The organism is Bradyrhizobium sp. PRIMUS42, from assembly GCF_023006515.1.
Taxonomy (GTDB): Bacteria; Pseudomonadota; Alphaproteobacteria; order Rhizobiales; family Xanthobacteraceae; genus Bradyrhizobium.
This window is the reverse complement of the sequence record NZ_JALBGZ010000029.1, coordinates 1-25,036: the sequence shown is the minus strand read 5'-3', so window position 1 is coordinate 25,036 and position 25,036 is coordinate 1. Positions and strand designations below refer to the sequence as shown.

Here is a 25,036-nt window from a genome sequence, read left to right as displayed (position 1 = left end):
CGGCCCTCGAAGCGCTCGGCGGCGCGCGCGTCGATCACCTGCTCGGCGCGGCTTTCGACGTTGGCGATGAGCTGCTGCATGCTGCGCACGCGCTTTGGATCATAGCTTGCCTTGAAGCTCGCCGGCTTCGGCTTCACCTCGCCGCTCTCGATCGCTCGCCCTTCGGCGCGCCACTTCTTCAGACCGCCGTTGAGAATGCGCACATTGCCGTGGCCGAAGGCCAGGAACATCCACCACGCGCGCGGCGCCGCAACCCAGCCGCCGGCATCGTAGAGCACGACGGTGTCGCTATTTGCGATGCCGAGATTGCCGATGTCACGGCCGAATTGCTCGGCGCTCGGATACATGTGCGGCAGCGGGTTGGAATGGTCCGACACCGCATCGACGTCGAAGAACACCGCGCCGGGCAGGTGCGCGGCGAGATAATCGTCCTTCGGCAGCGGCAGCACGCCCGGCAGCTTGAAGCTGGCGTCGAGGATCTTGACGTTGGAATCGTTGATATGGGCGGCGAGCCAATCGGTGGAGACGAGGGGGTCGGTGGTCATTGCATGCGTTTCCTTTGTCATTCCGGGGCGCGCGCAGCGCGAGCCCGGAATCCATCGCGCGGCAGTGTCGGTGGATGAATGGATTCCGGGCTCGCGACTTCGTCGCGCCCCGGAATGACGATAGAGCTCACCCCTTCTTCTTCGGCTCCCACTTCTCCACGGGGCCGCCGGCGTCGCGCCAGGCGGCGTAGCCGCCGGCGATGTGAGCGACGGGCTTCAACCCCATGTCCTGAGCGGTCTTGGCCGCGAGCGCGGAGCGCAAGCCGCCGGCGCAGTGGAAGACGAACTTCTTGTCCTCCTGGAAGATCGGTTTTGCATACGGGCTCTGCGGATCGATCCAGAATTCGAGCATGCCGCGGGTGCAGGCGAACGCGCCGGGGATGCGCCCCTCACGCTCGATCTCGCGGGGGTCGCGGATGTCGACGATGACGACGTCGCCGTTCTTGGAGATCTCGATGGCGTCCTTGGCGTTGAGCGTCTCGATCTCGGCATTGGCCTCGTCGATCAGCGCCTTGATGCCGCGGGTGATGTTTTGGGGCATGTGGTTTTCCCTTCTTCTCTTCCGTCGTTCCGGGGCGGTCGCGAAGCGAGCGAACCCGGAACCTCGATCATCGCACTCCACCTCGAGATTCCGGATCGGCCGCTTTGCGGCCGTCCGGAATGACGGCGGAAGCTAGTGCGTCAGTTCCTTCATCGCGCCTTCCAACCCCTCGATCGTGATCGGGTACATCCGGTTGGCGAAGATGCGTTTGATGATGGTGGTCGATTCCGAATAGTCCCAATGCTTCTGAGCGACCGGGTTCAGCCACACCGAATGCGGATAGGTGCGGATGATGCGGTCGAGCCAGATCGAGCCCGGCTCTTCGTTGACGTGCTCGACCGAGCCGCCGGGCACCATGATCTCGTAAGGCGACATCGAGGCGTCGCCGACGAACACGACCTTGTAGTCGTGCGGGTATTTGTGCAGCACGTCCCAGGTCGGCGTGCGGTCGGTGAAGCGGCGCTTGTTCTGCTTCCACACGCCTTCATAGAGGCAGTTGTGGAAGTAGAAATACTCCATGTGCTTGAACTCGCTCTTCGCCGCCGAGAACAGCTCCTCGACCTGCTCGATATGCGCGTCCATGGAGCCGCCGATGTCGAAGAACACCAGCAGCTTCACCGCATTGCGCCGCTCGGGGCGCATGTGCACGTCGAGATAGCCGTGATTGGCGGTCTCGCGGATTGTGGTGTCGAGATCGAGCTCGTCCGGCGCGCCGGTGCGCGCGAACTTGCGCAGGCGGCGCAGCGCCACCTTGATGTTGCGGATGCCGAGCTCGACATTGCCGTCGAGGTCCTTGAATTCGCGCTTGTCCCACACCTTCACGGCGCGGTTGTTGCGGTTCTTCTCCTGGCCGATGCGGACGCCTTCGGGATTGTAGCCGTGGGCGCCGAACGGCGAGGTGCCGGCGGTGCCGATCCACTTCGAGCCGCCCTGGTGGCGGCCCTTCTGCTCCTCGAGGCGCTTCTTCAGCGTCTCCATGAGCTTGTCCCAGCCCATGGCCTCGATCTGCTTTTTCTCTTCCTCGGTGAGATACTTCTCGGCGAGCTTCTTCAGCCACTCCTCGGGGATCTCCGCCTTCTCCATGGCGTCGAGCAGGTTTTCCAGCCCCTTGAACACCGTGCCGAAGACGCGGTCGAACTTGTCGAGGTTGCGCTCGTCCTTCACCAACGCGGTGCGCGACAGATAGTAGAAATTCTCGACCGAATAGTCCGCAAGGTCGGCGTCGAGCGCCTCCACCAGCGTGAGGTATTCGCGCAGCGTCACGGGGACCTGCGCGTCGCGCAGAGAGGTGAAGAATTGCAGGAACATGGGTGACAGATTGCCCGTCGGGGGACGAACGTCAAGGGGGCGGAGGCCATCGCACGGTGCTGGACCCGGGTGCTTTTTGCTCTAGAATTGGCGCCCTCACGGGGTTTTTGGGGGACGTTTGCAATGGGAATTCTCGCAGCGCTCATCATCGGCGCGATCGCCGGCTGGCTTGCCGGCAAGATTGTCCACGGGGCGGGATTTGGCCTGGTCGGCAACATCGTCGTCGGCATCATCGGCGCGCTGGTTGCAAGCTGGGTGCTGCCGCAGCTGCACATCCAGCTCGCCACCGGCACGGTCGGCGCCATTGTGGACGCCACCATCGGCGCGGTGATTGTGCTCGTCATCCTTTCGCTGGTAAAACGGGTCTGAAAGCCTGACCGAACCAGGAACGGCCGCCGCGAGCGGCCGTTCGCTTGTCGTGACCGAGGCATTGCCTGGGACGACGACCAACAAGGACGCGCGATGAAATTTACCGGCACCAAGGACTATGTTGCGACCGACGATCTCAAGGTCGCCGTCAATGCCTCGATCGTGCTGGAGCGCCCGCTCCTCATCAAGGGCGAGCCCGGCACCGGCAAGACGGTACTGGCGGAGGAAGTGGCGAAGGCGCTGAACGCGCCGCTCCTGACCTGGCACATCAAATCCACCACCAAGGCGCAGCAGGGCCTCTACGAATACGACGCGGTGTCGCGCCTGCGCGACAGCCAGCTCGGCGATGCGCGCGTCTCCGACATCAGGAACTACATCAAGCGCGGCAAGCTGTGGGAGGCCTTCACCGCCGAGCAGCGCCCGGTGCTGCTGATCGACGAGATCGACAAGGCCGACATCGAATTCCCGAACGACCTCCTGCTCGAGCTCGACCGCATGGAATTCCATGTCTACGAGACCGGCGAGACGATCAAGGCCAAGCAGCGCCCGATCATGATGATCACCTCCAACAACGAGAAGGAGCTGCCGGACGCGTTCCTGCGCCGCTGCTTCTTCCACTACATCAAGTTCCCCGACGCGGACACGATGGGCCGCATCGTCGACGTCCACTTCCCCGGCATCAAGAAGCGCCTGGTCGAGGAAGCCTTGCGCATCTTCTTCGAGGTGCGCGAGGTGCCCGGCCTGAAGAAGAAGCCGTCCACGTCCGAGCTTCTCGACTGGCTCAAGCTGCTGCTCAACGAGGACATGAGCGTCGAGCAGCTGAGGGAACGTGATCCGCGAAAGCTGATCCCGCCGCTGCACGGCGCGCTGCTCAAGAACGAGCAAGACGTGCATCTGTTCGAGCGGTTGGCGTTCTTGAGCCGAAGGGAAGTGTGAGGCTTTTCGCGTAACGCAAGGTGCCGTAGGGTGGGCAAAGGCGCAAAGCGCCGTGCCCACCATTCGGCGCAAGCAGCCTCCCCGATCCCGTCATTGCGAGCGCAGCCACTTGTCCGCCGAAGCCTTTGGCGAAGGCGGAAGCAATCCGGAATCTTTCCACGGAGGGATTCTGGATTGCTTCGTCGCATCAGCGCAAAATTGCTTCGCAATTTTGTCGCGAGCTCCTCGCCATGACGGAGCAAGGGGCGGGATCGCCATCCTTCAACACGCAGCTCAAATTGCAGACACGCCTTCGCAGCCTCGCGGCTTGAACCACCCGAGCTTTGCTTCATCTTTCACCCTCTTTAATCAAAGAGGGTGCAGGGAAGACCGGGTGCTGACCTCGCACCCGCGGTCTGCTGCGCGAAACGCACGCGCAGAAAAACCGCACAGCAGCATACAGGTGGCGCCAATCACTCGGCCTTCCCTGCGCGATGGTCGGACGGCTTATGCCGTGCTCTCCCGGGAGCCGAACTTTCCTTCTGGCCTCCCTCGCCGCTCGAATTGGACGATGCCGTCCACCCGGTTGGGCTCGCGCGCATCTTCGACCGGCTTGACCGTAGCAACGACGGCCAGGACCACACGGTTTTGCCGTACGCGCTCAGCGCCGCTCGTCCGCACGAAGCCTCGGGCTCACAGGGACTACCCGCCCTGCCCACGCCTCTCGCACACGACGCTGCCGCGTCCACCGCAACCCGGCCCGCGTTTCGAACGACTCGCGAACCGCCCCTCTTCGTCGGGCCGGGCTGGCTCGATCTATGCCGCAAATCCGAATTTCGGTAAAGTGGAATATTTTTGCGGGGAGGGGTTGACGAGGCGGCGACACAGCGGAGTGATATCTTGTAGGATGGGTAGAGCGCAGCGAAACCCATCCTGCTTCCACGAACGCCGCACGATGATGGGTTTCGCTGCGCTCTACCCATCCTACAAACTACGTCCCTTCAACTCCGCTCCCCGAATTGTGCACCGTCGTCATATCCCGACAGATCGCCGGCCCAATCCGGCGGGTAGATACCGAGCTCCACGTGGCGGTGAAAGGACGATGGCGCCCAATCGCGGACCCGATTGACCAGTCCGTGCTTGACGGGATTTATGTGCACGTAATCGATATGCCGGGCGTAATCCTCCTCGTTGCGGATGGTGCGTTCCCAGTAGCGGCGTTGCCAGATGCCGCGCTCTGCTCTTTCGGCGCGGCTGGCTGAGACTGGCTCGTCAGGAGCCAGGTTGCGGGAGAAGGCTGACTTGATCTGCCGCCAACGCATTGCAAAATCGGCATCTCCATCCGGCATTGTCCAGACAGTGTGAAGGTGCTCCGGCAACACCACGATCGCATCGATCGTGAAGGGGTGTCGTTGGCGGATTTCGCGAAAGGCGGCACGCAACAGGTCGATGTTCACGGTCAAGAGCGATTGTCGGCGGTCTGCGAGATTGACCGTGAAGAAGAAGCTTCCGCCGGGGACGAAGTTGCGCCTATAGGAGGTCATGCATCGTGGTAGCACAACTTAAGATAAACATCGAAATTTTGTAGGATGGGTAGAGCGCAGCGAAACCCATCGTGCTTCAGCGAACGCGGCACGATGATGGGTTTCGCTTCGCTCTACCCATCCTACGAAGATCGCCTCACGCCACCGCCGTGTCCGGAATCCTTGCGGCTTCCATCGGCTGCTTGCCGCGGATGAGGTCCGAGGCGCGGTCGGCGATCATCATGGTGGAGGCGTTGAGGTTCGCCGAGATCATGCGCGGCATGACGGAGGCGTCGATCACGCGCAGCCCCTCCAGCCCATGCACGCGGAGCTGGTCGTCGACCACGGCCCACGTCGAGTCTGCCGGGCCCATGCGGCAGGTGCAGCCGGGGTGGAAGGTGGTGGTGCCGCGCTCGGTGGCGGCGGCCAAAAACTCGTCGTCGGTGTTGATGTTGGGGCCGGGGAAATCCTCGTAGGCGTAATAGGGCGACAGCGGCGCGGACTTGAGAAGTCTGCGCGCGAGCTTCATGCCGCCGACGATGACGCGACGGTCGAGCTCGGCGTCGAGATAATTGGTCTGGATGATCGGCGGCGCGAACGGATCAGGCGAGCGGATGCGGACATAGCCGCGGCTCTCCGGGCGCTGCTGCCAGGATGCGACGGTCATGCCGGGCTCGTCCTCGAGCTGGCCCTGCACGCCTTCCTTGTAGCTGGCCGGCGTGAAGGTGAGCTGGAGGTCGGATGAGTCGGCGCTCTCGCCGGAGTGCCAGAAGCAATAGACCATGGTCGGCGACAGCGACAGCAGGCCGCGGCGCGCGGTCGCCCATTTCAGCGCCTCGATCCACAGCGAGAAGCCGCGGCGAAGCTCGTTGATGGTCTTGATGTCCTTGACCCGCGCCACCGTGCGCGGCGCGTAATGATCCTGCAGGCCTTCGCCGACCGGCAGCGCGTGACGCACGGCGATGCCGTGTTGCTGCAGCAAATCAGGCGAGCCGATGCCGGAGAGCTGCAGCAGCTGCGGCGAATTATAGGTGCCGCCGGAGAGGATCACTTCCTTGTTGGCACGCACTTCCACCGGCGTGCCGCCGCGGCCGCCCTTGGCGTAGCGCACGCCGACGGCGCGCTTGCCCTCGAAGATGATCTCGGTCGCATGCGCATGGGTGTGCACATGCACGTTGGGCCGCTTCATCGCGGGCTTGAGGAACGCGGTCGAGCCGGAGACGCGCAGGCCCTTGTCGATGGTGCGCTGGCAGTAGGAGACGCCCTCTTGCTTGGCACCGTTGTAGTCGGGATTGCGGGGAATGCCGAGCGAGACCGCGCCTTCCATGAAGGCTTCACAAAGCGGATCGCGCCACTCCATCGTCGTCACGGTGAGGTTGCCCTCGCGTCCGCGATAGGTGTCCTCGCCCTCGCCGACCCGCTTCTCCAGCCGCTTGAAGTAGGGCAGCACGTCGGCATAGCCCCAGCCGCGATTGCCCATCTGCGCCCAGGTGTCGAAATCCATGCGCTGGCCGCGGTTGTAGATGTGGCCGTTGATCGAGGACGAGCCGCCGAGCGTCTTGCCGCGCGGCGCGTAGATGCTGCGCCCGCCGGTGTAAGGCCCCGGCTCCTGCTGGTAGGCCCAGTTGATGCTCTTCATGTGGAAGGTCTTGATGAAACCCGCCGGCAGATGGATGTACGGGTGCCAGTCGCTCGGCCCTGCCTCCAGCACGCAAACGCTAACGTTCGGATCTTCGCTGAGCCGGTTGGCAAGCACGCAACCGGCGGAGCCCGCGCCGACGATCACATAGTCAAATCTATCCATGGTCCCTCGGCCGCACCTAGCGCGGCTTGTCGTTGAGTTGAAATTCCAGATGCGCCTGCACCGTCGGCCATTCGGCGGCGGTGATGCTGTAGACCACGGTGTCGCGCAGCGTGCCGTTCGGCGCGATTTGGTGGCTGCGCAGGATGCCGTCCTGCTTGGCGCCCAGGCGCTCGATGGCGCGGCGGCTCTGATGGTTGAAGAAGTGGGTGCGGAATTCGACCGCGATGCAGTCCAGCGTCTCGAAGGCATGGCGCAGCAGCAGGAGCTTGCACTGGGTGTTGAGCGGGCCGCGTTGCGCGCTCTTGCCATACCAGGTCGAGCCGATCTCGACGCGGCGGTTGGCTGCATCGATGTTCATATAGGTGCTCATGCCGACGACGTTGCCGTCGGCGTCGAACACGGTGAAGGGCAGCATCGAGCCCGCGGCCTGCAGGCCGAGGCGACGGTCGATCTCCTTGCCCATGTTCTCCGGCAGCGGAATCGCGGTGTACCAGAGCTTTGACAGCTCGCCGTCCTTCACGGCCTCGACCAGCGCCTCACGATGCTGATGCGACAGCGGTTCGAGACGGGCGTGCTGTCCGCGCAGGGTGACGGGGTCGGGCCAGGGCATTGAAGTCTCTCCTTACGTCATTGCGAGGAGCGAAGCGACGAAGCAATCCAGACCATCTCCGCAGAGGCATTCCTGGATTGCTTCGCTCCGCTCGCAATGACGGTAACTAGCACCGTTTATTTGTTTAGGAAATTGAGAGGCAAACCACCGCGCGGCCAGTCCATGGCGACGAGCTCGCCCTTGCCGGACAGCGTGATGTAGGCCGTCTTCAGCTCGGGGCCGCCGAAGGCGATGTTGGTGGTGACGCGGTCACCGGTCGGGACCTGCTCGACCAGGGTGCCGTCGGGTGCGATCACCGAGATGCAGCCGGAGACGAGGGTGGCGACGCAGACATTGCCGCCGGCCTCGACCGCGAGCGAATCGAACATCTGGTAGCCGCCGAGGCCGCAGATCGGCTTGCCCCGCTCGCCGCGATAGATCGGATCGCGCGGCTTGAGCGTGCCGGGCTCCGAGAGCTCGTAGGCCCAGAGCCGGCCGGTCGGCGTCTCCGCGATGTAGACAATGTTCTCGTCCGGCGACAGCCCGATACCATTGGCCGGCAGAACGCCGTGCACAATCTCGACGAGCTCGGTCATCCCGGGCTTGAGATAATACATTCCTCCGACGTCCATCTCGCGGGCGCGGCGCTTGCCGAGATCGGAGAACCAGAGGCCGCCCTGCTTGTCGAACACCAGATCATTCGGTCCGCGCAGATCGTGCGCACCGCACTTGGTCGCGACGGTCTCGACCTTGCCGGATTGCAGGTCGACGCGCTGGATCGAACCGCCGAGATAATCGTCGGGCTGCGGGCCCGGCATGATCATGTTGCGGGTCGGGATCCAGGAGAAGCCGCCATTGTTGCAGATGTAGATCTTGCCGTCGGGGCCGAGCGCGGCGCCGTTCGGGCCGCCTGGAATTTTCGCGACGACCTCCTTGCGGCCGTCGGGGTAAACGCGCGTCAGGCGCTGGCCGCGGATTTCCACCAGCACCACCGAGCCGTCCGGCATCACGACCGGCCCTTCGGGAAATTCGAGGTCGGTGGCGAGAACGCGGACGTCAGACATTTTGGGACCCTCCCGGCTGCTTGTTATGACTTGCACGGGATGTCCGGCACGGGCCCCGCAGGCAAGATTTGCCTGCGGTTATGACAAAGTCGCTGGGGCTTGCCAAGCAAGGCGGACGGTATGCCAGCGTTGCGTGCTACTCCTTCACCGGCACCCAGATCTCGAAGCCGCCATTTCCGGTCGCCGGATCGAACTTTTGGTCATAGCGCTCGAAGTTCGGTGCGTCCGCGGCCTTCAAACCGGATGCCGGCAGCCACTGATTCCAGATCGTGTTGACGGTGCGGCGGATCGAGGCGACGTGATCGGTGTGGGTGAAGACGGCGTAGCGCTGCTCGGGGATGCGGATGCGGCCGAAGCGGCGCGGCAGGTCCGAGAAATCGGCGACCTCGACACCGGCGATGTAATCGAAATTGCCGGCATCATCGCCGTTGCAGCAAACACCATAGGCGACTTGATTTTTCCCTTGGCCAACGCGCACGGGAATGTCGGCGACTTCCTGGTGGAAGCGCTGCCATAGGCCGGGGATCATGGCGCCGTTGTCGCAGGCGATGCGCTCAGTGGGACCGGCGACGAGGAAGGCCTTTGCGGTCTCGAACCGCGGCTGGGCGAGATGGTCGAGCATGGTGGAATCCATGAGGATCGGCTCCTGAAGCTTGAGGTGGCTCACACACGTTTCCGCCCTCACAGCTTCGGGCGTCGTGCCGAACTGGTCGCGGAACGCGCGGGTGAATGCTTCGTGCGAGCCGTAATCCGCCTCCAGGGCCAGCAACAGGATGTCGGGCGCACCGTTTGCAAGACTGCGCGCAGCTTCCGTCAGCCGCCGCGCGCGCACATACCGCATCACCGGAAGCCCGGTGGCTGCGGCAAACGCACGCACGATGTGGAACCGCGACACGCCCGAGATCGCAGCGATCTCGTCGAGCGTCATCGGCTCGGCCAGATGGCTCTCGATAAACCAGAGCGCGCGCTGCGCTGGGTTCATGGCGGTCGTCCTCGTTCGAAGCGCAGTCATGATGCGCGGCATGCGGCCGCGTCGCTTGATCGGCGTTGCTGTCCGCGCGGGAGGATAGTCCGGGAATGGCCACTGGCAACGCCTTGGCGTTCGTGGCTAAACTCCCCCGAACCGCTCACGAGAAAGGGGAACCGCGCCATGGAAATCACCGATGTGCGGGCGCACCATATCCGCATCCCCTATGACGCCGGCGTCGCGAGCTTCCGCCAGGGCGCCTCCGCGATCACGGCCCTGGACATGGTGCTGGTCGAGGTCACCACCGATGCCGGGCTGACCGGCTGGGGCGACGCCTTCGCCTATGTCTGCCCGCGCACCACGCGCAGTGCCGTCGAGGAGATGATCGCGCCGCAGTCCCGCGGGCTGAAGGTGCCCGATGCGGCCGGCATCCCCGCCGTGATGGAGCAGATCCAGCGCAACCTGCATCTGTTCGGCCGCTACGGCATCACCATGTTCGCGATCTCCGGCCTCGACATCGCGCTGTGGGACCTTGCTGCCAAGGTCGAGGGCGTGCCGGTGCATCGCCTGCTCGGCGAGACCAGGCGCACGGCCATTCCAGCTTACGCGAGCCTGCTGCGGATCGGCTCACCCGACAACATCGCGGCCGAATGCCGGAAGGCGCTCGCGCTCGGCTATGGCGCGATCAAGCTGCACGAGACCACGGCGCCGGCGGTGTTCGCCGCGCGCGAGGCGATCGGCCCCAACATTCCGCTGATGGTCGACATGAACTGCCCGTTGACCCCAGGGCAGGCGATCGCGTTCGCGACAAGCTGCCGGGACGCGCGACCGATGTTCCTGGAGGAGCCGGTGTGGCCGCCGGAGGATTTCGCAGGGCTCGCCGAGGTCCGCAGCAAAGGCGGGCTCGACATCGCCGCCGGTGAGAATGCCTGCACGGAATATCAATTCCGCCAGATGATGGAGGCGGGCGCGGTGAGCCACGCCCAGCCGTCGGTGACCAAAGTCGGCGGCATCACCGAATTTCTGAAGGTCGCGGCGCTGGCCGATCAGCTCGGCGTCAAGATCGTCCCGCACTCCCCGTATTTCGGTCCGGGGCTGCTCGCGACACTGCACTTGCTCGCGACGCGCGACGACGGGCTCGTCGAGATGTTCTATCTGAAACGCGAAGCGTGTCTCTGGGGCGGCCGCGCGGATAGCGATGCCACCGGCCATGTCGCGGTGCCGACAGGACCCGGGCTCGGCTATGAGCCTGATCGCGGCGTGATGGAGCGATATCGCGTGACGTGACCGGCGGGCTTATTTCGCAGCGTCCTTCGGCGGCGGCGCGTCCTGCTTCTTCTTCAGATCCTCGGCCGTCTTCGCCTGGGCGGCCTGGAGATCGCCGAGCGTCTTCTGCAGGCCGGCGATGCCTGTCTTCAACGCGTCGATCTGGCGACCCGCGGCGTCCAGCTTCTGCTGGTGATCGAGGTTGAGCTTGGTGATCGTCTTCTGCAGGAAGTCGACATTGCTCTGCAGGCAGCTGGTGCGCCGCTCCATGGTCTTCTCGACCGTGCAGATCTCGATGCCGGGCACGTCCTGCGCGTGCACCGGGGCATTCGCCAGCGTTGCGAGCAGCAATATCGCGAAACAAATGCCGGCGTTTCGAAGCAGCATGAAAGGTTCCTCGTCCGATCGATCACGTCAATGTGCGCTGTTTGCGCACAGCCGGGTGAGGCTACCACACTCGTACCGCATTCTCGCGTTGAGCTTGCGCCCGTTCCCTCGGACGGGGAACGATGATCCGCAGGCGGAAGATAGTGGGCGCTCTTTCCGCGGCTTTGTTTAGGGGAGATTTTTCGAATGGCAACGCGCGATAGACGACTGGCGGAATTCGACGGCGCCGGAGAACCACCGCCGGGCCTTGCGCTTGAAGTGCTGTGCGAGGACCACAGCGGGACGTATCAATTGCCGTTCGCCTGCCGCTATGTGGAGGGACGCTGGGAGAACAACGAAGCCGGCATTGCGGTCGAAGCCACCGTCATCGGCTGGCGCCTGCCGCGCGTGAGGCAGCGCGGGGCCGCCTGACGCCCATATCTGTTCCAAAATGCAACGGCGCCGCGCTCCACCTTAACTAACGGAACGCGGCCCGAACGAATCGCGCCCGAATCAGCCGAAACGCCGTGTACGCAGCTGTTCACGGCTAGATGTCGATGCGGCTGCCCGGCCGTGTACAATATCTGTGCGGCGCGGCCAACGGCATCGACCGCCAACGGGCGCCAAAGGTTAATCCTCACAAGGGCATAGCTGTCTCGCACCGCCGCGACCGGTCCCGCCCCCGAAACAGGCAAGGCCGCGCCAGGCCTGCCTAATATTCGACCTCGAGCTCCTCGATCTCGGCCGGCTCCTCCTTTGCTGCCGCGATCCATTCGTGCATCTCGGGCATTGCCATGATGGTGTCGGCATAGGCCTTCAGCAGCGGCTCCAGCTTGACGTCGTAGGTGACGAAGCGCGTCACCACCGGCGCGTACATCGCATCCGCCATGGTGCGCTGCGCCCCGAACAGGAAGGGGCCGCCCGATACCGCCAGACAGTCGCGCCAGATGGACCAGACGCGGTCGATGTCGGCCTGCGCCCGCGACCAGATCTTGAAGCCGGGGAAACGTCCCTTCAGATTCACCGGCAGCGAGGCACGCAGCGTGGTGAAGCCGGAATGGATTTCGCCAGAGATCGAGCGGCAATGAGCGCGCTGCACGCGGTTATCAGGCAACAGGCCGGCTGACGGCATCACCTCGTTGAGATATTCGCCGATCGCCAGCGTATCCCAGACTACCGCCCCCTCATGCCGCAGGCACGGCACCAGGATCGACGACGACAGCAGCAGGATCTCGGCGCGCGCCGACGCATCGTCCGGCGCGGTGACGATTTCCTCGAAATCGAGCCCGGAGAATTTCGCCAGCAGCCAGCCGCGCAGCGACCAGGACGAATAGTTCTTGCTGCTGATGGTCAGTGTCGCCTTTGCCATATGGCCCTTCCCTGCTCCCCGCCTCCGCCGGCTCGCGGACGGCCCTGTGCTTGCCGTGACGTAACAGCAAGCGACGTGCCAATTTCGCGGCGGGTCCGGCTGTCGTTTGGCGTCGTTATTGCATAGCCCTGCGGAAGGGGTGGGCGCTTCAGTATGATGTCGATGTATTATCAGGCTTTTCAGAACCACATGGACCTGACCGCGCCGTGGCGCGCGGGGGCTTCGTCCGCGCTCAGATTCCTCAATCTGGCGCCGCAGGGCATGTCGGATCAGGTCGTCGGCCGGCTGTCGGCGGCGCTGGAGCTGATCTCGCGCTCGACCCTCACCTATCACCGCCCGGCCTACGGCATCGACAGCGTCATGGTTGGAAATCGGGAAGTCGCCGTCACCGAGGAGATCGCCTACGCGACGCCGTTCGGCTCGCTGCTGCACTTCAGGAAAGACGGCGTGTCGGAGCAGCCGCGCATGCTGCTGGTGGCACCGATGTCCGGCCATTTCGCTACGCTGCTGCGCGGCACCGTGCAGACGCTGCTCCAGGACCACGACGTCTACATCACCGACTGGCACAATCCGCGCGACATTCCGCGCAGCAAGGGCCGCTTCGGGCTCGACGACTACACCGAGCATCTCATCGATTTCCTGGGGCAGCTCGGCCCTCGCCCGCACATGGTCGCGATCTGCCAGCCGTCGGTGTCGGCGCTCGCGGCGGCCGCGATCATGTGCGAGGACAACCATCCCTCGCGGCCGGCGACGCTGACGCTGATGGCAGGACCGATCGATACGCGGATCCAGCCGACCAGGGTCAACGACTTCGCCAAGAGCAAGCCGATCGAATGGTTCGAGCAGAACCTGATCAACTATGTGCCGGTGCAGTGCCGCGGCGCCCTGCGCAAAGTCTATCCCGGCTTCGTGCAGCTCACCGCCTTCGTCTCGATGAACCTCGAGCGCCACATCAAGCAGCACATGGATCTCGCCAACCACATCGCCAAGGGCGAGAAGGACAAGGCCGCGACCATCAAGACCTTCTACGACGAATATTTCGCCGTGATGGACCTTCCGGCCGAGTTCTACATCGAGACCGTGCGCGACGTGTTCCAGGAGCACCTCCTGCCGCAAGGCAGGCTGATGCATCGCGGCCGTCCCGTGAACACCAAGGCCGTCGGCCGCATGGGCCTGATGACGGTCGAGGGCGAGAAGGACGACATCTGCTCGATCGGCCAGACGCTGGCGGCACAAGACCTCTGCACCGGCGTGCGCGCCTATCGCAGGGTGCACCACATGCAGGCCGGCGTCGGCCATTACGGCGTGTTCTCGGGCAAGCGCTGGAACAACGAGATCTATCCGCTGCTGCGCGATTTCGTGCACGTGAATTCGTGAGGCGCACGCCGCGGCGCGCCAGGGCTACTTATCAAGCCCGTATCGAGCCGGGCCACGCGACGACTTGCCCTGACATCACAACGCGGTTGCGTCCGCTCTCCTTGGCGGCGTAGAGCGCCTTATCCGCAGCCGCAATCAACGACGTGCAATCCGCCTTGTCGCCGAACGACACATGTGTGGCGCCGCCAATACTGATGGTGACCTGCCTGGATGGCGGGTTGAGCGCGTGCAGGATGCCGAGGTCCTGAATCGCTTGCCGGATTCGCTCGCCGACCTGCTCGCACCCCCCCATGTCGGTATTTGGTAGCAGCAAGGTGAATTCCTCGCCACCATACCTGGCGGCTACGTCTGCCGGCCGTCTGGCCTGCTCCGCCAGGACCCCGGCGACCGAGCGGAGACAAGCATCGCCCGCCTGATGCCCGTACTGATCGTTGAAACTCTTGAAATGATCGACGTCCATCAGCAACATTGACAGAGGCGTTCCTTCGCGCCTGGCCCGGTCCCATTCCGCCTCTAGCCGCTCGTCGAAGTGTCTGCGGTTTGCCAAGGCCGTCAGGCCATCCGAACTGGCGAGAGCCGCCAGCTTATCCTCCAGATCCTTACGTTCGGTCATGTCGCGCGAGATCGCCACCACGCCGTTGATGTCTCCGCTCTGCACACTCCTGGCGACGCGCAGCGCGGTTTCGATCCAGACCTCGCCCTTCTCGCGATGCCGAGCGCGATAAGTGATTCTAGCCTCTTCGGCTTCGCCGTTCCCCAACGCGGAGATCGTTTGCTCAACCCGGGCCAGGTCCGCGGGATTTATGCCGGCGAAGGCCGACGTATCCACCAACTGGTTCGGAGCCCAGCCGAGAACTCGCGCGCTGGACGGCGACGCATAGAGGATCCGTCCATCGACCGCTATGCGCATGACCATGTCTCCCGACTGCTCCGCGAGGAGGCGAAAATCCGCCTCCTTGGCGACCAGGGCGGCTGCCATCTTTTGCCGCAGGTGCAACTGGCGCACCAGGAAGAGCCCCGCAACAGCGAGCCCTCCTATCAGTCCCAGCACCGCAACCATGCGCGTCAGCGCCGCTCTGCGCCAGGGCGCCAAGACGTCGTCTTCCGATTCCGTGGCAACCACGAGAACAGGGTACCGACTGCTCAGCTGATAAAAGCTCAGACGCCGAACGCCGTCGAGAGGCGACGTGAAGTAGTAGACGTCCGCAGTCGGCCGCTCGCGGATTATTCTAAAAAGCGGAGCACTCGACAGGTCGCGGCCCGTATAGCCGTTGTCCGGGCTACGCGCGAGGATAACGCCTTTCGCGGTCGCCAGTGCAATCGAACCGTTCTGGCCAGCGTCGAATCCGCGATAGAACTGCAGAAAATAGTCGACATCGATCGTCGTAAGAGCCACTCCGGCAAAACTGCCGTCAGGATGATTGAAGCGCCTTGAGGCGGTGATGATCCATTGCCCGCTCGACCTGCTCCTCACTGGAGACCCAATGAAGGTTCCCGGGTCAGCCACGGCGCGATGATGCTGGAAATATTCTCGGTCACTGTTGTTGAGACCGGCGAAATTCACAGGCTCGCTGGTTGCGAGCCAGCGGCCGGTCTCGTCATAGACGAACACGGCGCGGATCCGATTCGCGGCCTTGCGCCGGGAAAGAAAGGTCTGAATCTTGGCGATTGCCGCCGGGCTGGTTCCCTCAAGCTCGAGTTGGCCAACCAACACATTTAGAACGGTGTCCGCGAGTTCGAACGTGTCGTCCGCGTGTTGCGTCACCGACCGGGCCAGATTGGCCATGTCCGTTTCGGAGGCCTTCAGGACCGTCACTCGCGAGGACCACTCCCGCCAACCGCTGAGCGCGACGAGCGCCAAGCAGGCAACCGCCACGAATGCCGAGACCCAGAACGTGAGACGCCCTAGGCGAAGATCGCTGCGGTGATCGATCAACAGATGCTCCCTCCACCCTCAATCCGCAAACGCCTTGGGCCAAGGGATGGTTGCTCGCTCCGGTTGAGTTTTTTGGCAGGGCACCGGAAGGAGACCGACGGCATCGATGAGCGGCCTGACCGTCGATCGATATCCCGTGGACTGGTCGGACGAGAAGGACAACACAGCAATCAGCTCAGCTTGACGGCCTTGAGCACTGTGCCGGCCACTCGGCCAAAGCCAGGTTCACTAAAACTCGTCGGATGCAGGCTTCGAACTCCGGCAAGATGTGCCAAGTCGTCGATCCGCCGTTGAGGCCGAATCACCAGGCTCTCTGCCGGCAGGCGCTCGGTCGGCGAAAACGACGCGGGCTTCGCGCCGCGCGTAACAATGTGGGGCAACGGCGCGGCCATTGACCAGATGTTCTTAAGCATCGCCCTGTTCACCGAGCGCGCGATGACACCGTTCCCCCTCAGACGGGCGACGGTAAAGAGCTTGCGGATCAGCAGGTCTCGTTCAAGCGACTGCGGCAAATGGAACTGCACCCCGACAAGCTGGCCTCTTTGTTGCACGACCGTCGCGTCGATCCAACCCACCTGCACGATGTGCACCCGTAGCGGTTCTCCAGCGCGAGGATAGTCAATGCCGGAGCCGAGCAGAACGCCGGCGCCAGAGAGGGAGATGTTGCTCATGCGCCCAGAAAGCCGCTCGCCGGACTCGGTTTGGATCAAGATTGATTCATCGGCATCGAAACGCTCCTCGGTGCGTCCCATCCGCGCCTGCAGCGAGGTCATGCAGACGAAGAAAAGCACGACGATGTTCACGACCGACCAGAAGGCGACCATCGGTAGAGCCGCCGGATGATCGATGATCCGCCATTCCGGGATCGTGTTCAGGACCACACCGACGACCGTCAACGCCATCAGAACCGCCGACGGCCAGAATATCTCCGCGGCGTAGCTTGCGCGTCGCGCAGCAGCTCCCTTGGGCGTCACCCTGAACGCATGCCCCGTCGGCTTGACGAGAGTCTCGAGCACCGTCGGCAGGATCTTGAAGCTCTGGATAGTCGCCGACACCTGAGCGGCGAGCGGAAAGTGCTCGTGCGGCGCGAACCAGGAGATACCGCCGTTAAGCGCCAGAATCGCGGGGAACAAGTAATAGAAGACCGACTCGGGAGTGACGTCGACGACAGGCGCGAGGCCAGTCCACATGAACACGATCGGAACCACCACGACCGCGAGCGCCCGCAGGCCCATAGAGAGCCAATGCGCAGGAAAGAAGAGGAGCCGATGCATCAAGCCCAGTCCGGGTCCGAGCGGGCCGGCGGCGAGATACAGCGTCTGGATCGCGCCACGCGCCCAGCGTTGCCGCTGCACGAAAAAGGCGTCAAGGCTTTCCGGCGCCAATCCAATCGCCAGCGGCTCGCGAAGATAGCGAGTGACGTATCCCTTGCGCAGCAGGACCAGCGTCAGCAGGATGTCTTCTGTGATGGACTGGGTCGGCAAGGCATCGCCCACCGCGCGGAGTGCTGCGCGACGCGTGACGGAGTTGGAACCACAACAAAAGGCACCATCCCAGCCGTCGCGCGCGGGCATGATGGCATCGAAGAAGAACCGTTGTTCGTCCGGCAGCCCCCTGTGCAAGCCGAGATTCGCCTGCATCGGGTCCTCATTGTAGAAGGTGTGCGGGATCTGAACGATTCCGATCTTTGGATCAGCGAAGAAGCCCGTCGTGCGCATCAGGAAATTGCGCTGCGGCACGAAGTCCGCATCAAAGATCGCGAAGAACTCGCCGCTCGTCTTCGTCAGCGCATGATTGATATTGCCGGCCTTGGCATTCAAGTTGTCGGCGCGCGTGAGATAGCCGGCGCCCTTTTGCGTGCAGAGTTCTCTGAGCCAAGGCCTGCGACCATCATCCAAGACCCATACCTGGAAGTTTGGATAGTCCAGACACAACGCGCCCGTAATCGTCTTTTCCAGCACCTCGATTGGCTCGTCATAGGTCGGAATAAAGACGTCGACCGCGGGCAGCTCGTCATCCGGCAGGCTGCGCAGCCGACGCTCGTGCTGATCTGCTTCGCTGCGGCGATCGGTCCTGCGAAGGAAAGTCAGATAGAGAATGAACTGATCTGTGAAGGTCAGAAGCTCGACGAACAGACAGAACCAGATCCAGCCGACCTGATACCAGGTCCCGCTTGCCGGCAGCACGGTGGCGAAAATACGCCATTCGAGATAGCGGGCGACCACAAGCCAAACCACGACAAAGACCGCGACACGGGCCCAGAGGCGCGCGACTGGAAAGGTCGGCGCCAACAGGTACATCGCCGCAAAGATGCCCAGCATCGGCGCAAACAGCTGAGAGAGAGGCAGAGTCATGGCCTGCATGGAACATCTCGCTTACAGGGACGACTGGTCGAGCTCCAGGCGAGCGGTCAGCCATTTCAGCTTCGAGCTGACCAACCGTAACAGGCCGTCGGCTCTGCGCTCGAAGCGCACCTCAGCCAACCGTCCGATATCGCAGGAGCCGTTGCGGTCGGCCAACGTCTCATTGGACGGAAGCGATATCTCAACGGTAATGTTGCCCGGATCAGGCCGCGGCACCCGAGCCGCAAGCAGCCGATCATCGCCGTACGCTGCCGATCCGCGGACTTGCCGGATCTGGCCGGTCTTCCATTCGCGGCTCCCAATCAGGCGGACGGTAGCCGCATCTCCGGCCTTGATCTTCTCGAAATCGCGCTCGGGGAGTTCAACAACGATAAACCGGCGTTCGCAATCTGCAAAATCGAAGACCGATTGCCCTTCCGTGACCATCGAGCCTGGGCTGGCCGCCACCGACCAGACTACATGAGCTGCCGGCAAGGACAGATCGTAGTGATCGAGACGATCAAGTCGAGTGCGTTCCTCTGCGATCTCCGCGGCCAGCTGCGCGGCACGTGAGCTGTTCTGCAACAGGTCTGTCTCGAGCTCCTGGCGGCGGAGGACAAGCCGCTCGCGCTGCTGCTGCGAATAGGGCACATCATTGGCATCGCCACGAAGATAGATGCCCTTCTCAGCCGCCCCCAATTCGGTCTTGAGGCGCTGCAGGCGTTCATCGGCCATCTGGCACCGCGTTGCGGTTGCCTCTTGAGAAGCCTGGGCCTCGCCGGAGCGGATCTGCGAACTGATGCCGAGCTTCACGAGCTTCTCCATCCGGCCCGCGACATCGTTCCGCTGCCGCGCCTCGGCGAGACAGCCACCTTTTTCAACTTGCGTTTCGCCGATCTCGTGGCTCAGCCGCGCCACCATCCCCAAACGATAGTCTTCGCTGCGCTCGCGGAGCTTGCGATCGAGCTCGGCGATTTCCTCGAGTTGCCGACGTGCAAGCTCGGCGCGTTTGGTGGACATGGCAAGCTGCTGATCAAGGTCCATGAGATGCCGGCGATCCGGCGAACGCGCCTCGACCAGCGGCACCACCCGGGTGCGCTGGAAATATTCACCCTTGCGTGGGAGATCTGACGAGAGCTGACCCGCCATTGGTGCAGTCACCCGCATGAGCTCGGCATTGACATAGGCGGAGGGAGCGATTCGGTAGGTCACATACGGCAACAGGGCCCATCCGCTCAGAGCGATGATCCCGAGCGCCAGGGATCGGCGAACAATCCGGCTGCGAATGAAACGTTCGACGTGCAAGCGAGCCACGACTGGATCTCCAATAGGCTTTGGTCGCTGCGTCTGCCCAGCGAAGGCAAGCCAATCGGCGCATGGCCCGGTGTTGGGATGACGTCTGCGCCTGGAGCAATCCGCCAACATTGCTGCTAGCCGAAATCAGGTTTCGTCACCGCAGCAGGGTCGCGTTCGCAACCAAGAGAAGCATATCTAGCTTTCACCACATTAGGTTAAGATGTGTCAAAACCGGAAGACTACGGCTCCCGAATCGAGGAACCAGGATGCCGACCTATTCCCGCTTGAAGTCGGCGCGCCGTTGGCGCCGATCGAACGGCGGCGCGGCTAACGCCCATTCCGAAGCAGCTTCTCCGCTTCTTCGACTTCGGGAAGATTTCGCTCCACGTCGAATTCAGCGAGGACGGGAGCGAGCAGTGTGAAAACCGCGCCGGCTCGGCCATTTGCCTTGTGCAGGCGCGCAAGTCCAAGGGCGCTGCGCAATTCGAAAGTCTTCGCCTGCTGGTGTCGTGCGATTTCCAGCGCTCGGTTGAAGGCATTTTCGGCGCTGGAACCGTCCGGAGGGTCATGACGCGACAAAAGCTCGCCCTGGACGCGATGCAGCTCCGCATCAAGCCAATGCTGACCGGATTGTCCCGCCGATGCGATCAATTCGCTCAAGATGTCCAGCCCGGTTTCGAGCTGGCCCACCTCTGCATCCGCCATCGCGACCTGCATCCCCCAAAACGGTTCACAGAGGTAGCAGTCATTCTCGCGCAGCATGGTCCATCCGCGACGCATTTCCGTCAGTCCGGCCATTCGGTCGCCGGCACGCCAGTTGGCCAGGCCATTCAGGTAGGTACCGGCGGCCACATACAGCGGCATCGTGTGGTCGCGCGCAAGGCCGAGCGCCAGGATAGTATCCGTTTGCTGCAACAGGCCCCCGCATAGCCCGTCGAACACAGCGCGATGAACGAGCGCATTGGCCTGGGAAAGCGCCCGTTTTTCTCCTGAAGCGCTCACCGCTTCGGCGGCGAGCCGGCGCGCGCGAGCGATGCTGCCAAGCGGCCAGAGCACCAGAGCAAGAAACCTCATGATCACGAACGGCAGATCCAGCGCCGAGGGCCTGAACGTCGCGGGATCCGGCTCGGCACCATAGATCGCCAGTGCCTGCTCGAGATGCGTTCTCGCCTTCAGATAGTCGCCCCCGAACCAGCAGGTGACGCCGCCCGTCCAATGCGCAACGACGGCGGCCACTGCCGCGTCTGGTCGTCGCTCCGCGGCACTCATAATGGCGTCCGCCAGCTCCCGCATCGGAGCAAGTTCGCCGTGGGTCAGGCAGGCATTGAAGAGGCCGGAATGGATCGGCGCAAGTTCAACCGGATCATTGATGTCGGCCGCGAACTGCCGGGCGCGCGTCCATGCAGCGACCGTTTCGGGGGCGCTATGCCCGAGGCCACCCCTTAACGCGCGGCCATATGCGATTTGAAGATTCAACCTGCTCATCATTCGATGAGGCTCATCAGGCAACTCATCGGCGATGGCAATCGCCTTGCCGAGATGCGCAATTGCCTCGGAATAGGCCGAGCGCTTCAGCGCCTGCTGGCCCGCCTTGCGCCACCACTCGAGGGCGACCTCGTTCAGCCCAGCCTCAGTGAAGTGGTGCGCCAGAACTTCCGGCTCAGTCTCGGCCACGACCGGAAACTTTTCGCGCAGGACATCGCCGATGCGGGTGTGAAGCACCTGCCGTTTGCTCTTGAGCAGGCTCTCGTAGGCCGCCTCCTGAACGAGAGCGTGCTTGAAACTATAGTTTGCTTCGGGCGGTGTCCCGCGACACACCAGCAGTTCGGCCTCTTCGAGTTGCCCCAGCGCAGCGCTCAGCGTCAGATCATCGCGTCCCGCCACATATCTCAGCAGCGCGTACGAGAAGTCGCGGCCGATGGCGGCGCCAATCTGCGCCACCTCCTTGACCGGCGCCAGCCGGTCGAGCCGCGCCATCAGCGAATCCTGCAGCGTCGCGGGAATGGCCAGCGGCGGGAGCGGACTCTCGAGGCGATAGCGCCCGGCACCTTCGACGAGCCATCCGGACTCCAGCACCATCTTGGTCAATTCCTCGACGAATAGCGGGACGCCATCCGTCCTGTCGATGATCTGCTTCATCATCTCGCGTGGCAGCTGGCGACCGATAGTCACCTGCTCGACCAGCGCCCGCGTGTCCTGCCGATCGAGCCGGTCGAGCCGCAACAGACTGACGTTGCCAAGGCCCGACCAGGAGGGCTCGAACTCCGGCCGCGATGTCATGAGCACGAGTATCGGCAGTCTCCGGATCCGGTCGACCGTGAGATCGAACAGTTCAAGAGTCGTGGCATCGGCCCAATGCATATCCTCGCAGACAATCAGCAGGGGCTGCTCTCGCGCCAATCCCTCAAGCTGATCGAGAAGGGTGGCAAAGGTCTGTCGCCGCTGCTGCGCCGGGCTCAGACCGAGCGGCGGGTAACGGTCGTCGGTTGGGATCGAAAGCAGTGCTGCAATGAGCGCTGTCGCCCGGGCGACCTGCTGCGTTCCAAGCGCCAGCATCGCCTCGAGCTTGTCGAGCTTTTGCCCGGGCGTGTCGTGCGAGCAAATGCCGGCCGCGCGCTCGAGCTGCGCGACAAAGGGATGAAGCGCACTGTTGGTGTGGTAGGGCGAACACTGATATCGCACCCGGCGGTGCACTCCCAACGCGGGGCTTTCGGACAGCGTTGCGACCATGCGCGACTTGCCGATGCCGGCTTCGCCGGAAATCAGCACCATCTGCCCTTGCCCCTGCCATGCCAGAAGCTGGCGCGAGAGCGCGAGTTCGATCTCCTCCTTGCGGCCGACAAAGCCGATCGAGCGCGCCGCATGGACCGCCTCGAAGCGACTTTCCGATGCGGCCGCTCCCTCGACCGCCCAGACTGCGATGGGTTCTGATATCCCCTTGACCTCGCGGCGACCGAGGTTGCGAAACGTGAAGAGATCACCGAGCAGCCGGCGCGTCGACGAGGCAACGACGACCGCTCCCGGCTCCGCCAGGCTCTGGAGCCGGGCAGCGAGGTTTGGTGTGTCGCCGACCGTTGCGTGCTCCTCTGACGCATCTCCGCTGATGAGGTCGCCGACCACCACGAGCCCGGTCGCGATTGCGATCCGCAGCTCAACCCGTTCGTCGCCGCTCGTCTTGAGCTGTCTCATCGCAGAGATGGCGTCGAGGCCCGCGCGCACTGCGCGCTCCGCGTCATCCTCGTGGGCGCGCGGATAGCCGAAATAGACGAGTATTCCGTCGCCGACGAACCTGGCTATGCTGCCGTCATAGGCGGAAATGACCCTTGCGCAGGCGGCGCGATAGGCCCGGATCACTTCCCACATATCCTCGGGATCAAGACGCGCCGAGAGCGCAGTCGACCCGACCAGATCGCAAAACATCACGGTGAGGTGACGCCGCTCGGCGTCATGAGGAGGCGCCCGCGATGCGATCAACGCGGCTGGATCGAGATCGGCGATAGCGCGAAGCATCTTGCGACGATGGCCGAGCAGGACGCCGATCTTTTCGAAGTCGTCGTCCATCAGTTCGGGAAGGACGCCCATGTCGATCCCATTTTGGGCAAAACGCTCGGCGTATTGCCCAAGCCCCAACGTATCGAGCCACTCCGCAATCTGCATTGGCTCCACCGATCGTGTGGTTGGCGGTTCGCAGAGTTTTGGACCACGGCGCGCGGGGACAATATCCCAACGCCATCATGATGGCACGTCTTGTTTGCGGCGCGACAATTTCGGTTGCTCGGTACCTGCACCGCTTCGAGGCGGCGACATTGCTCGATGCGAGCGGCCGCGCTACTCAAAATCGTCTGCACGCCGCGTTGGACGACAAAGGTTGCGAGGCCGTCAGCCACTCACTCAAGCTGAATCCGGCACTGGGCTTGTGCTCACGTCACGACACCGAGCGGACGCCTTCCGTGAGCACAGCAGCCTTCATTCCCTGTCCATGGGCACTTCGTGGTTGCGCGCCATCGTTCCCGCCACGACTTGAAGCGAAGAACCAACCACCCAACAGCCGGCAACAAAGCCGATCAGCCCGTTGGGAAGGTTTTGATCAAGGACAAGGATGCTGACGGACAGAGTTGCTGCGATCGCCGCGCCGAACGTTCCGGCTGCACTCATGAGCTCAGCCGCCTCGGATCCGTTGTATTCCTCCGAGGTGCTCGCAATCGATTTCCGCGCGACACTGCGCGACAAATCGATTCCGACATAATAACTGAGAGCTCCGTAGAACATCGTCAGCAGCACGATCCAGCCGCTTTCAAAAAGGCCGCCTTTCTGACGCAGCAGGGTCGCACCCACGTAGAGGCCGCAAGAGGCCCCAACGGCCGCAAGTCCAATTCTTTCAAGAAGATGGGCCGTCTTGATAAGACTGGAACGGGCGATCCGAAGATTGCCGGCGTGCTTTGTCTGAGAAAATGCGCTGGAAATCGGGTTGCTGATCTTCATTGGGGGCTCCTCGTAAGTAGCAGCCTACCGGCCGACCTCGAACAGAAGCTGCGTGAACGCGTTTCGCGATGCCCGTGATTCCAATTTCAGAAAGATCTGTGAGTGATGGGGCTGGCTTGCTCGTGAGCAAGACGAGAGCCAATCCAAAGCTGCGAGCACGCGGCTGCGCAGGCATTGCATCTCACCCGTGCCTGTCGGTCAGCTTCGGGGTGCGGCAATTTCTTGGGGGAGTGATAGCTCGAAAAAAGAGTGATGGAGTATGAGGCGGTTCACATACCGCGGTTCCCTGCCGCTCCATCCAGTCACAATTTCCGGAGGACAAATCTGCATTGTCACGATACCCGGGAGCGCAGGAGCGGGAGCTGAAGGGCGCCGTTAGTTCACCAGTTGTCCGGCGTTTCGCCGATGTCAGATCTATCCACGCTTGCGTATTTCGTGCACGTCAACTCATGGGTTCGGCCACGTCACGGGAAACGCATCGCACCCTGCGCGTCTCAGGCCGACCACTCCTCGCCCCAGACCTGGACGACGTGCCCGGGCGACACTTCACGATACTGCCGGACCGGCGGCTGATAGTCCGGCGCGCGCACCGGGCTTGTGATCTCGTCGTTGGAGACTTCGCGCCGCGTGCCCCGGCGCGCCGGATCGGGCACCGGCACGGCGGCCATCAGCTTCCTGGTGTAGGGATGCTGCGGATTGCCGAACACGGACGCGCGCGGGCCGATCTCGACGATCTCGCCGAGATACATCACCGCGACCCGGTGGCTCATGCGCTCGACCACCGCGATGTCATGGGAAATGAAGAGATAGGCAAGGCCCATGCTGGCCTGAAGGTCGAGCATCAGGTTGACGACCTGCGCCTTGACCGAGACGTCGAGCGCCGAGACCGCCTCGTCGGCGACGATCAGTTTCGGCCCGAGCGAGAGCGCGCGCGCGATGCAGACGCGCTGGCGCTGGCCGCCGGAGAATTCGTGCGG

21 protein-coding genes are annotated in these 25,036 nt (G+C 63.3%); 5 read left to right on the top strand and 16 right to left on the bottom strand.

Annotated elements, in window-relative coordinates:
- The 3 genes from MOV75_RS05370 to MOV75_RS05360 form a co-directional block, all read right to left on the bottom strand.
- On the bottom strand, nucleotides 1-545 hold a 545-nt coding region (locus MOV75_RS05370), incomplete at its 3' end, for a sulfurtransferase (RefSeq protein ID WP_247005128.1).
- A 127-nt stretch (nucleotides 546-672) separates the two neighbouring features.
- Nucleotides 673-1,086: a rhodanese-like domain-containing protein gene (locus tag MOV75_RS05365; RefSeq protein WP_246920162.1), complete on the bottom strand. Its 414-nt coding sequence runs from the start codon at nucleotides 1,084-1,086 to the stop codon at nucleotides 673-675.
- Nucleotides 1,087-1,218: 132 nt separating this feature from the next.
- Complete coding sequence (locus tag MOV75_RS05360; RefSeq protein WP_246920165.1) at nucleotides 1,219-2,394, bottom strand: VWA domain-containing protein; 1,176 nt, start codon at nucleotides 2,392-2,394, stop codon at nucleotides 1,219-1,221.
- Nucleotides 2,395-2,517: 123 nt separating this feature from the next.
- On the opposite strand from MOV75_RS05360, the gene MOV75_RS05355 reads away from it, so the two are divergent.
- Entirely contained in the window at nucleotides 2,518-2,763 is a 246-nt protein-coding gene (locus MOV75_RS05355; protein WP_246920168.1) for a GlsB/YeaQ/YmgE family stress response membrane protein, read from the top strand.
- A gap of 93 nt (nucleotides 2,764-2,856) precedes the next feature.
- A complete protein-coding gene (locus tag MOV75_RS05350) occupies nucleotides 2,857-3,699 on the top strand; it encodes a MoxR family ATPase (protein ID WP_028152332.1) in 843 nt (280 codons plus the stop codon).
- A gap of 980 nt (nucleotides 3,700-4,679) precedes the next feature.
- On the opposite strand, the gene MOV75_RS05345 is transcribed toward MOV75_RS05350, so the two are convergent.
- The 5 genes from MOV75_RS05345 to MOV75_RS05325 all read right to left on the bottom strand — a co-directional run bounded on the left by MOV75_RS05345 (nucleotide 4,680) and on the right by MOV75_RS05325 (nucleotide 9,640).
- Nucleotides 4,680-5,222, bottom strand: a complete 543-nt coding sequence (locus MOV75_RS05345) for a transposase (RefSeq protein WP_246920171.1) — start codon at nucleotides 5,220-5,222, stop codon at nucleotides 4,680-4,682.
- A gap of 136 nt (nucleotides 5,223-5,358) precedes the next feature.
- On the bottom strand, nucleotides 5,359-7,005 hold the full coding sequence (locus MOV75_RS05340) for a GMC family oxidoreductase (RefSeq protein WP_246920174.1): 1,647 nt from the start codon (nucleotides 7,003-7,005) through the stop codon (nucleotides 5,359-5,361).
- A gap of 16 nt (nucleotides 7,006-7,021) precedes the next feature.
- On the bottom strand, nucleotides 7,022-7,615 hold the full coding sequence (locus tag MOV75_RS05335; RefSeq protein WP_246920176.1) for a GNAT family N-acetyltransferase: 594 nt from the start codon (nucleotides 7,613-7,615) through the stop codon (nucleotides 7,022-7,024).
- A gap of 116 nt (nucleotides 7,616-7,731) precedes the next feature.
- Complete coding sequence (locus tag MOV75_RS05330) at nucleotides 7,732-8,658, bottom strand: SMP-30/gluconolactonase/LRE family protein (RefSeq protein ID WP_247005126.1); 927 nt, start codon at nucleotides 8,656-8,658, stop codon at nucleotides 7,732-7,734.
- Nucleotides 8,659-8,794: 136 nt separating this feature from the next.
- Nucleotides 8,795-9,640, bottom strand: coding sequence for an AraC family transcriptional regulator (locus tag MOV75_RS05325; protein WP_246920181.1), 846 nt, complete (start codon nucleotides 9,638-9,640; stop codon nucleotides 8,795-8,797).
- Between the two features lie 168 nt (nucleotides 9,641-9,808).
- Here MOV75_RS05325 and MOV75_RS05320 point away from each other — a divergent pair, with 168 nt between their 5' ends.
- On the top strand, nucleotides 9,809-10,912 hold the full coding sequence (locus tag MOV75_RS05320) for a mandelate racemase/muconate lactonizing enzyme family protein (protein WP_246920184.1): 1,104 nt from the start codon (nucleotides 9,809-9,811) through the stop codon (nucleotides 10,910-10,912).
- A gap of 9 nt (nucleotides 10,913-10,921) precedes the next feature.
- Here the strand turns inward: MOV75_RS05320 and MOV75_RS05315 are convergent, their stop codons facing one another.
- Nucleotides 10,922-11,278 (bottom strand): hypothetical protein, encoded by a 357-nt coding sequence (locus tag MOV75_RS05315; RefSeq protein WP_246920190.1) that lies wholly within the window; start codon nucleotides 11,276-11,278, stop codon nucleotides 10,922-10,924.
- A 186-nt stretch (nucleotides 11,279-11,464) separates the two neighbouring features.
- On the opposite strand from MOV75_RS05315, the gene MOV75_RS05310 reads away from it, so the two are divergent.
- A complete protein-coding gene (locus MOV75_RS05310; protein WP_246920196.1) occupies nucleotides 11,465-11,689 on the top strand; it encodes a hypothetical protein in 225 nt (74 codons plus the stop codon).
- A gap of 280 nt (nucleotides 11,690-11,969) precedes the next feature.
- Here MOV75_RS05310 and MOV75_RS05305 read toward each other — a convergent pair whose 3' ends face one another.
- On the bottom strand, nucleotides 11,970-12,626 hold the full coding sequence (locus MOV75_RS05305; RefSeq protein ID WP_246920197.1) for a glutathione S-transferase family protein: 657 nt from the start codon (nucleotides 12,624-12,626) through the stop codon (nucleotides 11,970-11,972).
- A 153-nt stretch (nucleotides 12,627-12,779) separates the two neighbouring features.
- On the opposite strand from MOV75_RS05305, the gene MOV75_RS05300 reads away from it, so the two are divergent.
- Complete coding sequence (locus MOV75_RS05300) at nucleotides 12,780-14,003, top strand: polyhydroxyalkanoate depolymerase (RefSeq protein WP_246920209.1); 1,224 nt, start codon at nucleotides 12,780-12,782, stop codon at nucleotides 14,001-14,003.
- Nucleotides 14,004-14,034: 31 nt separating this feature from the next.
- On the opposite strand, the gene MOV75_RS05295 is transcribed toward MOV75_RS05300, so the two are convergent.
- The 6 genes from MOV75_RS05295 to MOV75_RS05270 all read right to left on the bottom strand — a co-directional run.
- Nucleotides 14,035-15,939 (bottom strand): diguanylate cyclase, encoded by a 1,905-nt coding sequence (locus MOV75_RS05295; protein ID WP_246920222.1) that lies wholly within the window; start codon nucleotides 15,937-15,939, stop codon nucleotides 14,035-14,037.
- A 170-nt stretch (nucleotides 15,940-16,109) separates the two neighbouring features.
- The gene (locus tag MOV75_RS05290) at nucleotides 16,110-18,302 is read right to left on the bottom strand and encodes a glycosyltransferase (protein ID WP_246920228.1); all 2,193 of its coding nucleotides are present in this window, start codon (nucleotides 18,300-18,302) and stop codon (nucleotides 16,110-16,112) included.
- 12 nt (nucleotides 18,303-18,314) lie between these two features.
- Nucleotides 18,315-19,595 carry an HlyD family efflux transporter periplasmic adaptor subunit gene (locus MOV75_RS05285; RefSeq protein WP_246920230.1) on the bottom strand — a complete coding sequence of 427 codons (1,281 nt, stop codon included), beginning with the start codon at nucleotides 19,593-19,595 and terminating at the stop codon, nucleotides 18,315-18,317.
- A 309-nt stretch (nucleotides 19,596-19,904) separates the two neighbouring features.
- Nucleotides 19,905-23,234 carry an adenylate/guanylate cyclase domain-containing protein gene (locus MOV75_RS05280; RefSeq protein ID WP_246920233.1) on the bottom strand — a complete coding sequence of 1,110 codons (3,330 nt, stop codon included), beginning with the start codon at nucleotides 23,232-23,234 and terminating at the stop codon, nucleotides 19,905-19,907.
- 309 nt (nucleotides 23,235-23,543) lie between these two features.
- The gene (locus MOV75_RS05275) at nucleotides 23,544-24,059 is read right to left on the bottom strand and encodes a hypothetical protein (protein ID WP_246920236.1); all 516 of its coding nucleotides are present in this window, start codon (nucleotides 24,057-24,059) and stop codon (nucleotides 23,544-23,546) included.
- A gap of 494 nt (nucleotides 24,060-24,553) precedes the next feature.
- Nucleotides 24,554-25,036, bottom strand: a 483-nt coding sequence (locus MOV75_RS05270) for an ABC transporter ATP-binding protein (protein WP_247005124.1), incomplete at its 5' end; no start/stop codon positions are given.

Excerpts from the sequence above, each read along its gene's own strand:
- MOV75_RS05365 (WP_246920162.1), bottom strand. The coding sequence starts at position 1,086 with ATGCCCCAAAACATCACCCGCGGCATCAAGGCGCTGATCGACGAGGCC.
- MOV75_RS05360 (WP_246920165.1), bottom strand. The coding sequence starts at position 2,394 with ATGTTCCTGCAATTCTTCACCTCTCTGCGCGACGCGCAGGTCCCCGTG.
- MOV75_RS05355 (WP_246920168.1), top strand. The coding sequence starts at position 2,518 with ATGGGAATTCTCGCAGCGCTCATCATCGGCGCGATCGCCGGCTGGCTT.
- MOV75_RS05350 (WP_028152332.1), top strand. The coding sequence starts at position 2,857 with ATGAAATTTACCGGCACCAAGGACTATGTTGCGACCGACGATCTCAAG.
- MOV75_RS05345 (WP_246920171.1), bottom strand. The coding sequence starts at position 5,222 with ATGACCTCCTATAGGCGCAACTTCGTCCCCGGCGGAAGCTTCTTCTTC.
- MOV75_RS05340 (WP_246920174.1), bottom strand. The coding sequence starts at position 7,005 with ATGGATAGATTTGACTATGTGATCGTCGGCGCGGGCTCCGCCGGTTGC.
- MOV75_RS05335 (WP_246920176.1), bottom strand. The coding sequence starts at position 7,615 with ATGCCCTGGCCCGACCCCGTCACCCTGCGCGGACAGCACGCCCGTCTC.
- MOV75_RS05330 (WP_247005126.1), bottom strand. The coding sequence starts at position 8,658 with ATGTCTGACGTCCGCGTTCTCGCCACCGACCTCGAATTTCCCGAAGGG.
- MOV75_RS05325 (WP_246920181.1), bottom strand. The coding sequence starts at position 9,640 with ATGAACCCAGCGCAGCGCGCGCTCTGGTTTATCGAGAGCCATCTGGCC.
- MOV75_RS05320 (WP_246920184.1), top strand. The coding sequence starts at position 9,809 with ATGGAAATCACCGATGTGCGGGCGCACCATATCCGCATCCCCTATGAC.
- MOV75_RS05315 (WP_246920190.1), bottom strand. The coding sequence starts at position 11,278 with ATGCTGCTTCGAAACGCCGGCATTTGTTTCGCGATATTGCTGCTCGCA.
- MOV75_RS05310 (WP_246920196.1), top strand. The coding sequence starts at position 11,465 with ATGGCAACGCGCGATAGACGACTGGCGGAATTCGACGGCGCCGGAGAA.
- MOV75_RS05305 (WP_246920197.1), bottom strand. The coding sequence starts at position 12,626 with ATGGCAAAGGCGACACTGACCATCAGCAGCAAGAACTATTCGTCCTGG.
- MOV75_RS05300 (WP_246920209.1), top strand. The coding sequence starts at position 12,780 with ATGATGTCGATGTATTATCAGGCTTTTCAGAACCACATGGACCTGACC.
- MOV75_RS05290 (WP_246920228.1), bottom strand. The coding sequence starts at position 18,302 with ATGCAGGCCATGACTCTGCCTCTCTCTCAGCTGTTTGCGCCGATGCTG.
- MOV75_RS05280 (WP_246920233.1), bottom strand. The coding sequence starts at position 23,234 with ATGCAGATTGCGGAGTGGCTCGATACGTTGGGGCTTGGGCAATACGCC.
- MOV75_RS05275 (WP_246920236.1), bottom strand. The coding sequence starts at position 24,059 with ATGAAGATCAGCAACCCGATTTCCAGCGCATTTTCTCAGACAAAGCAC.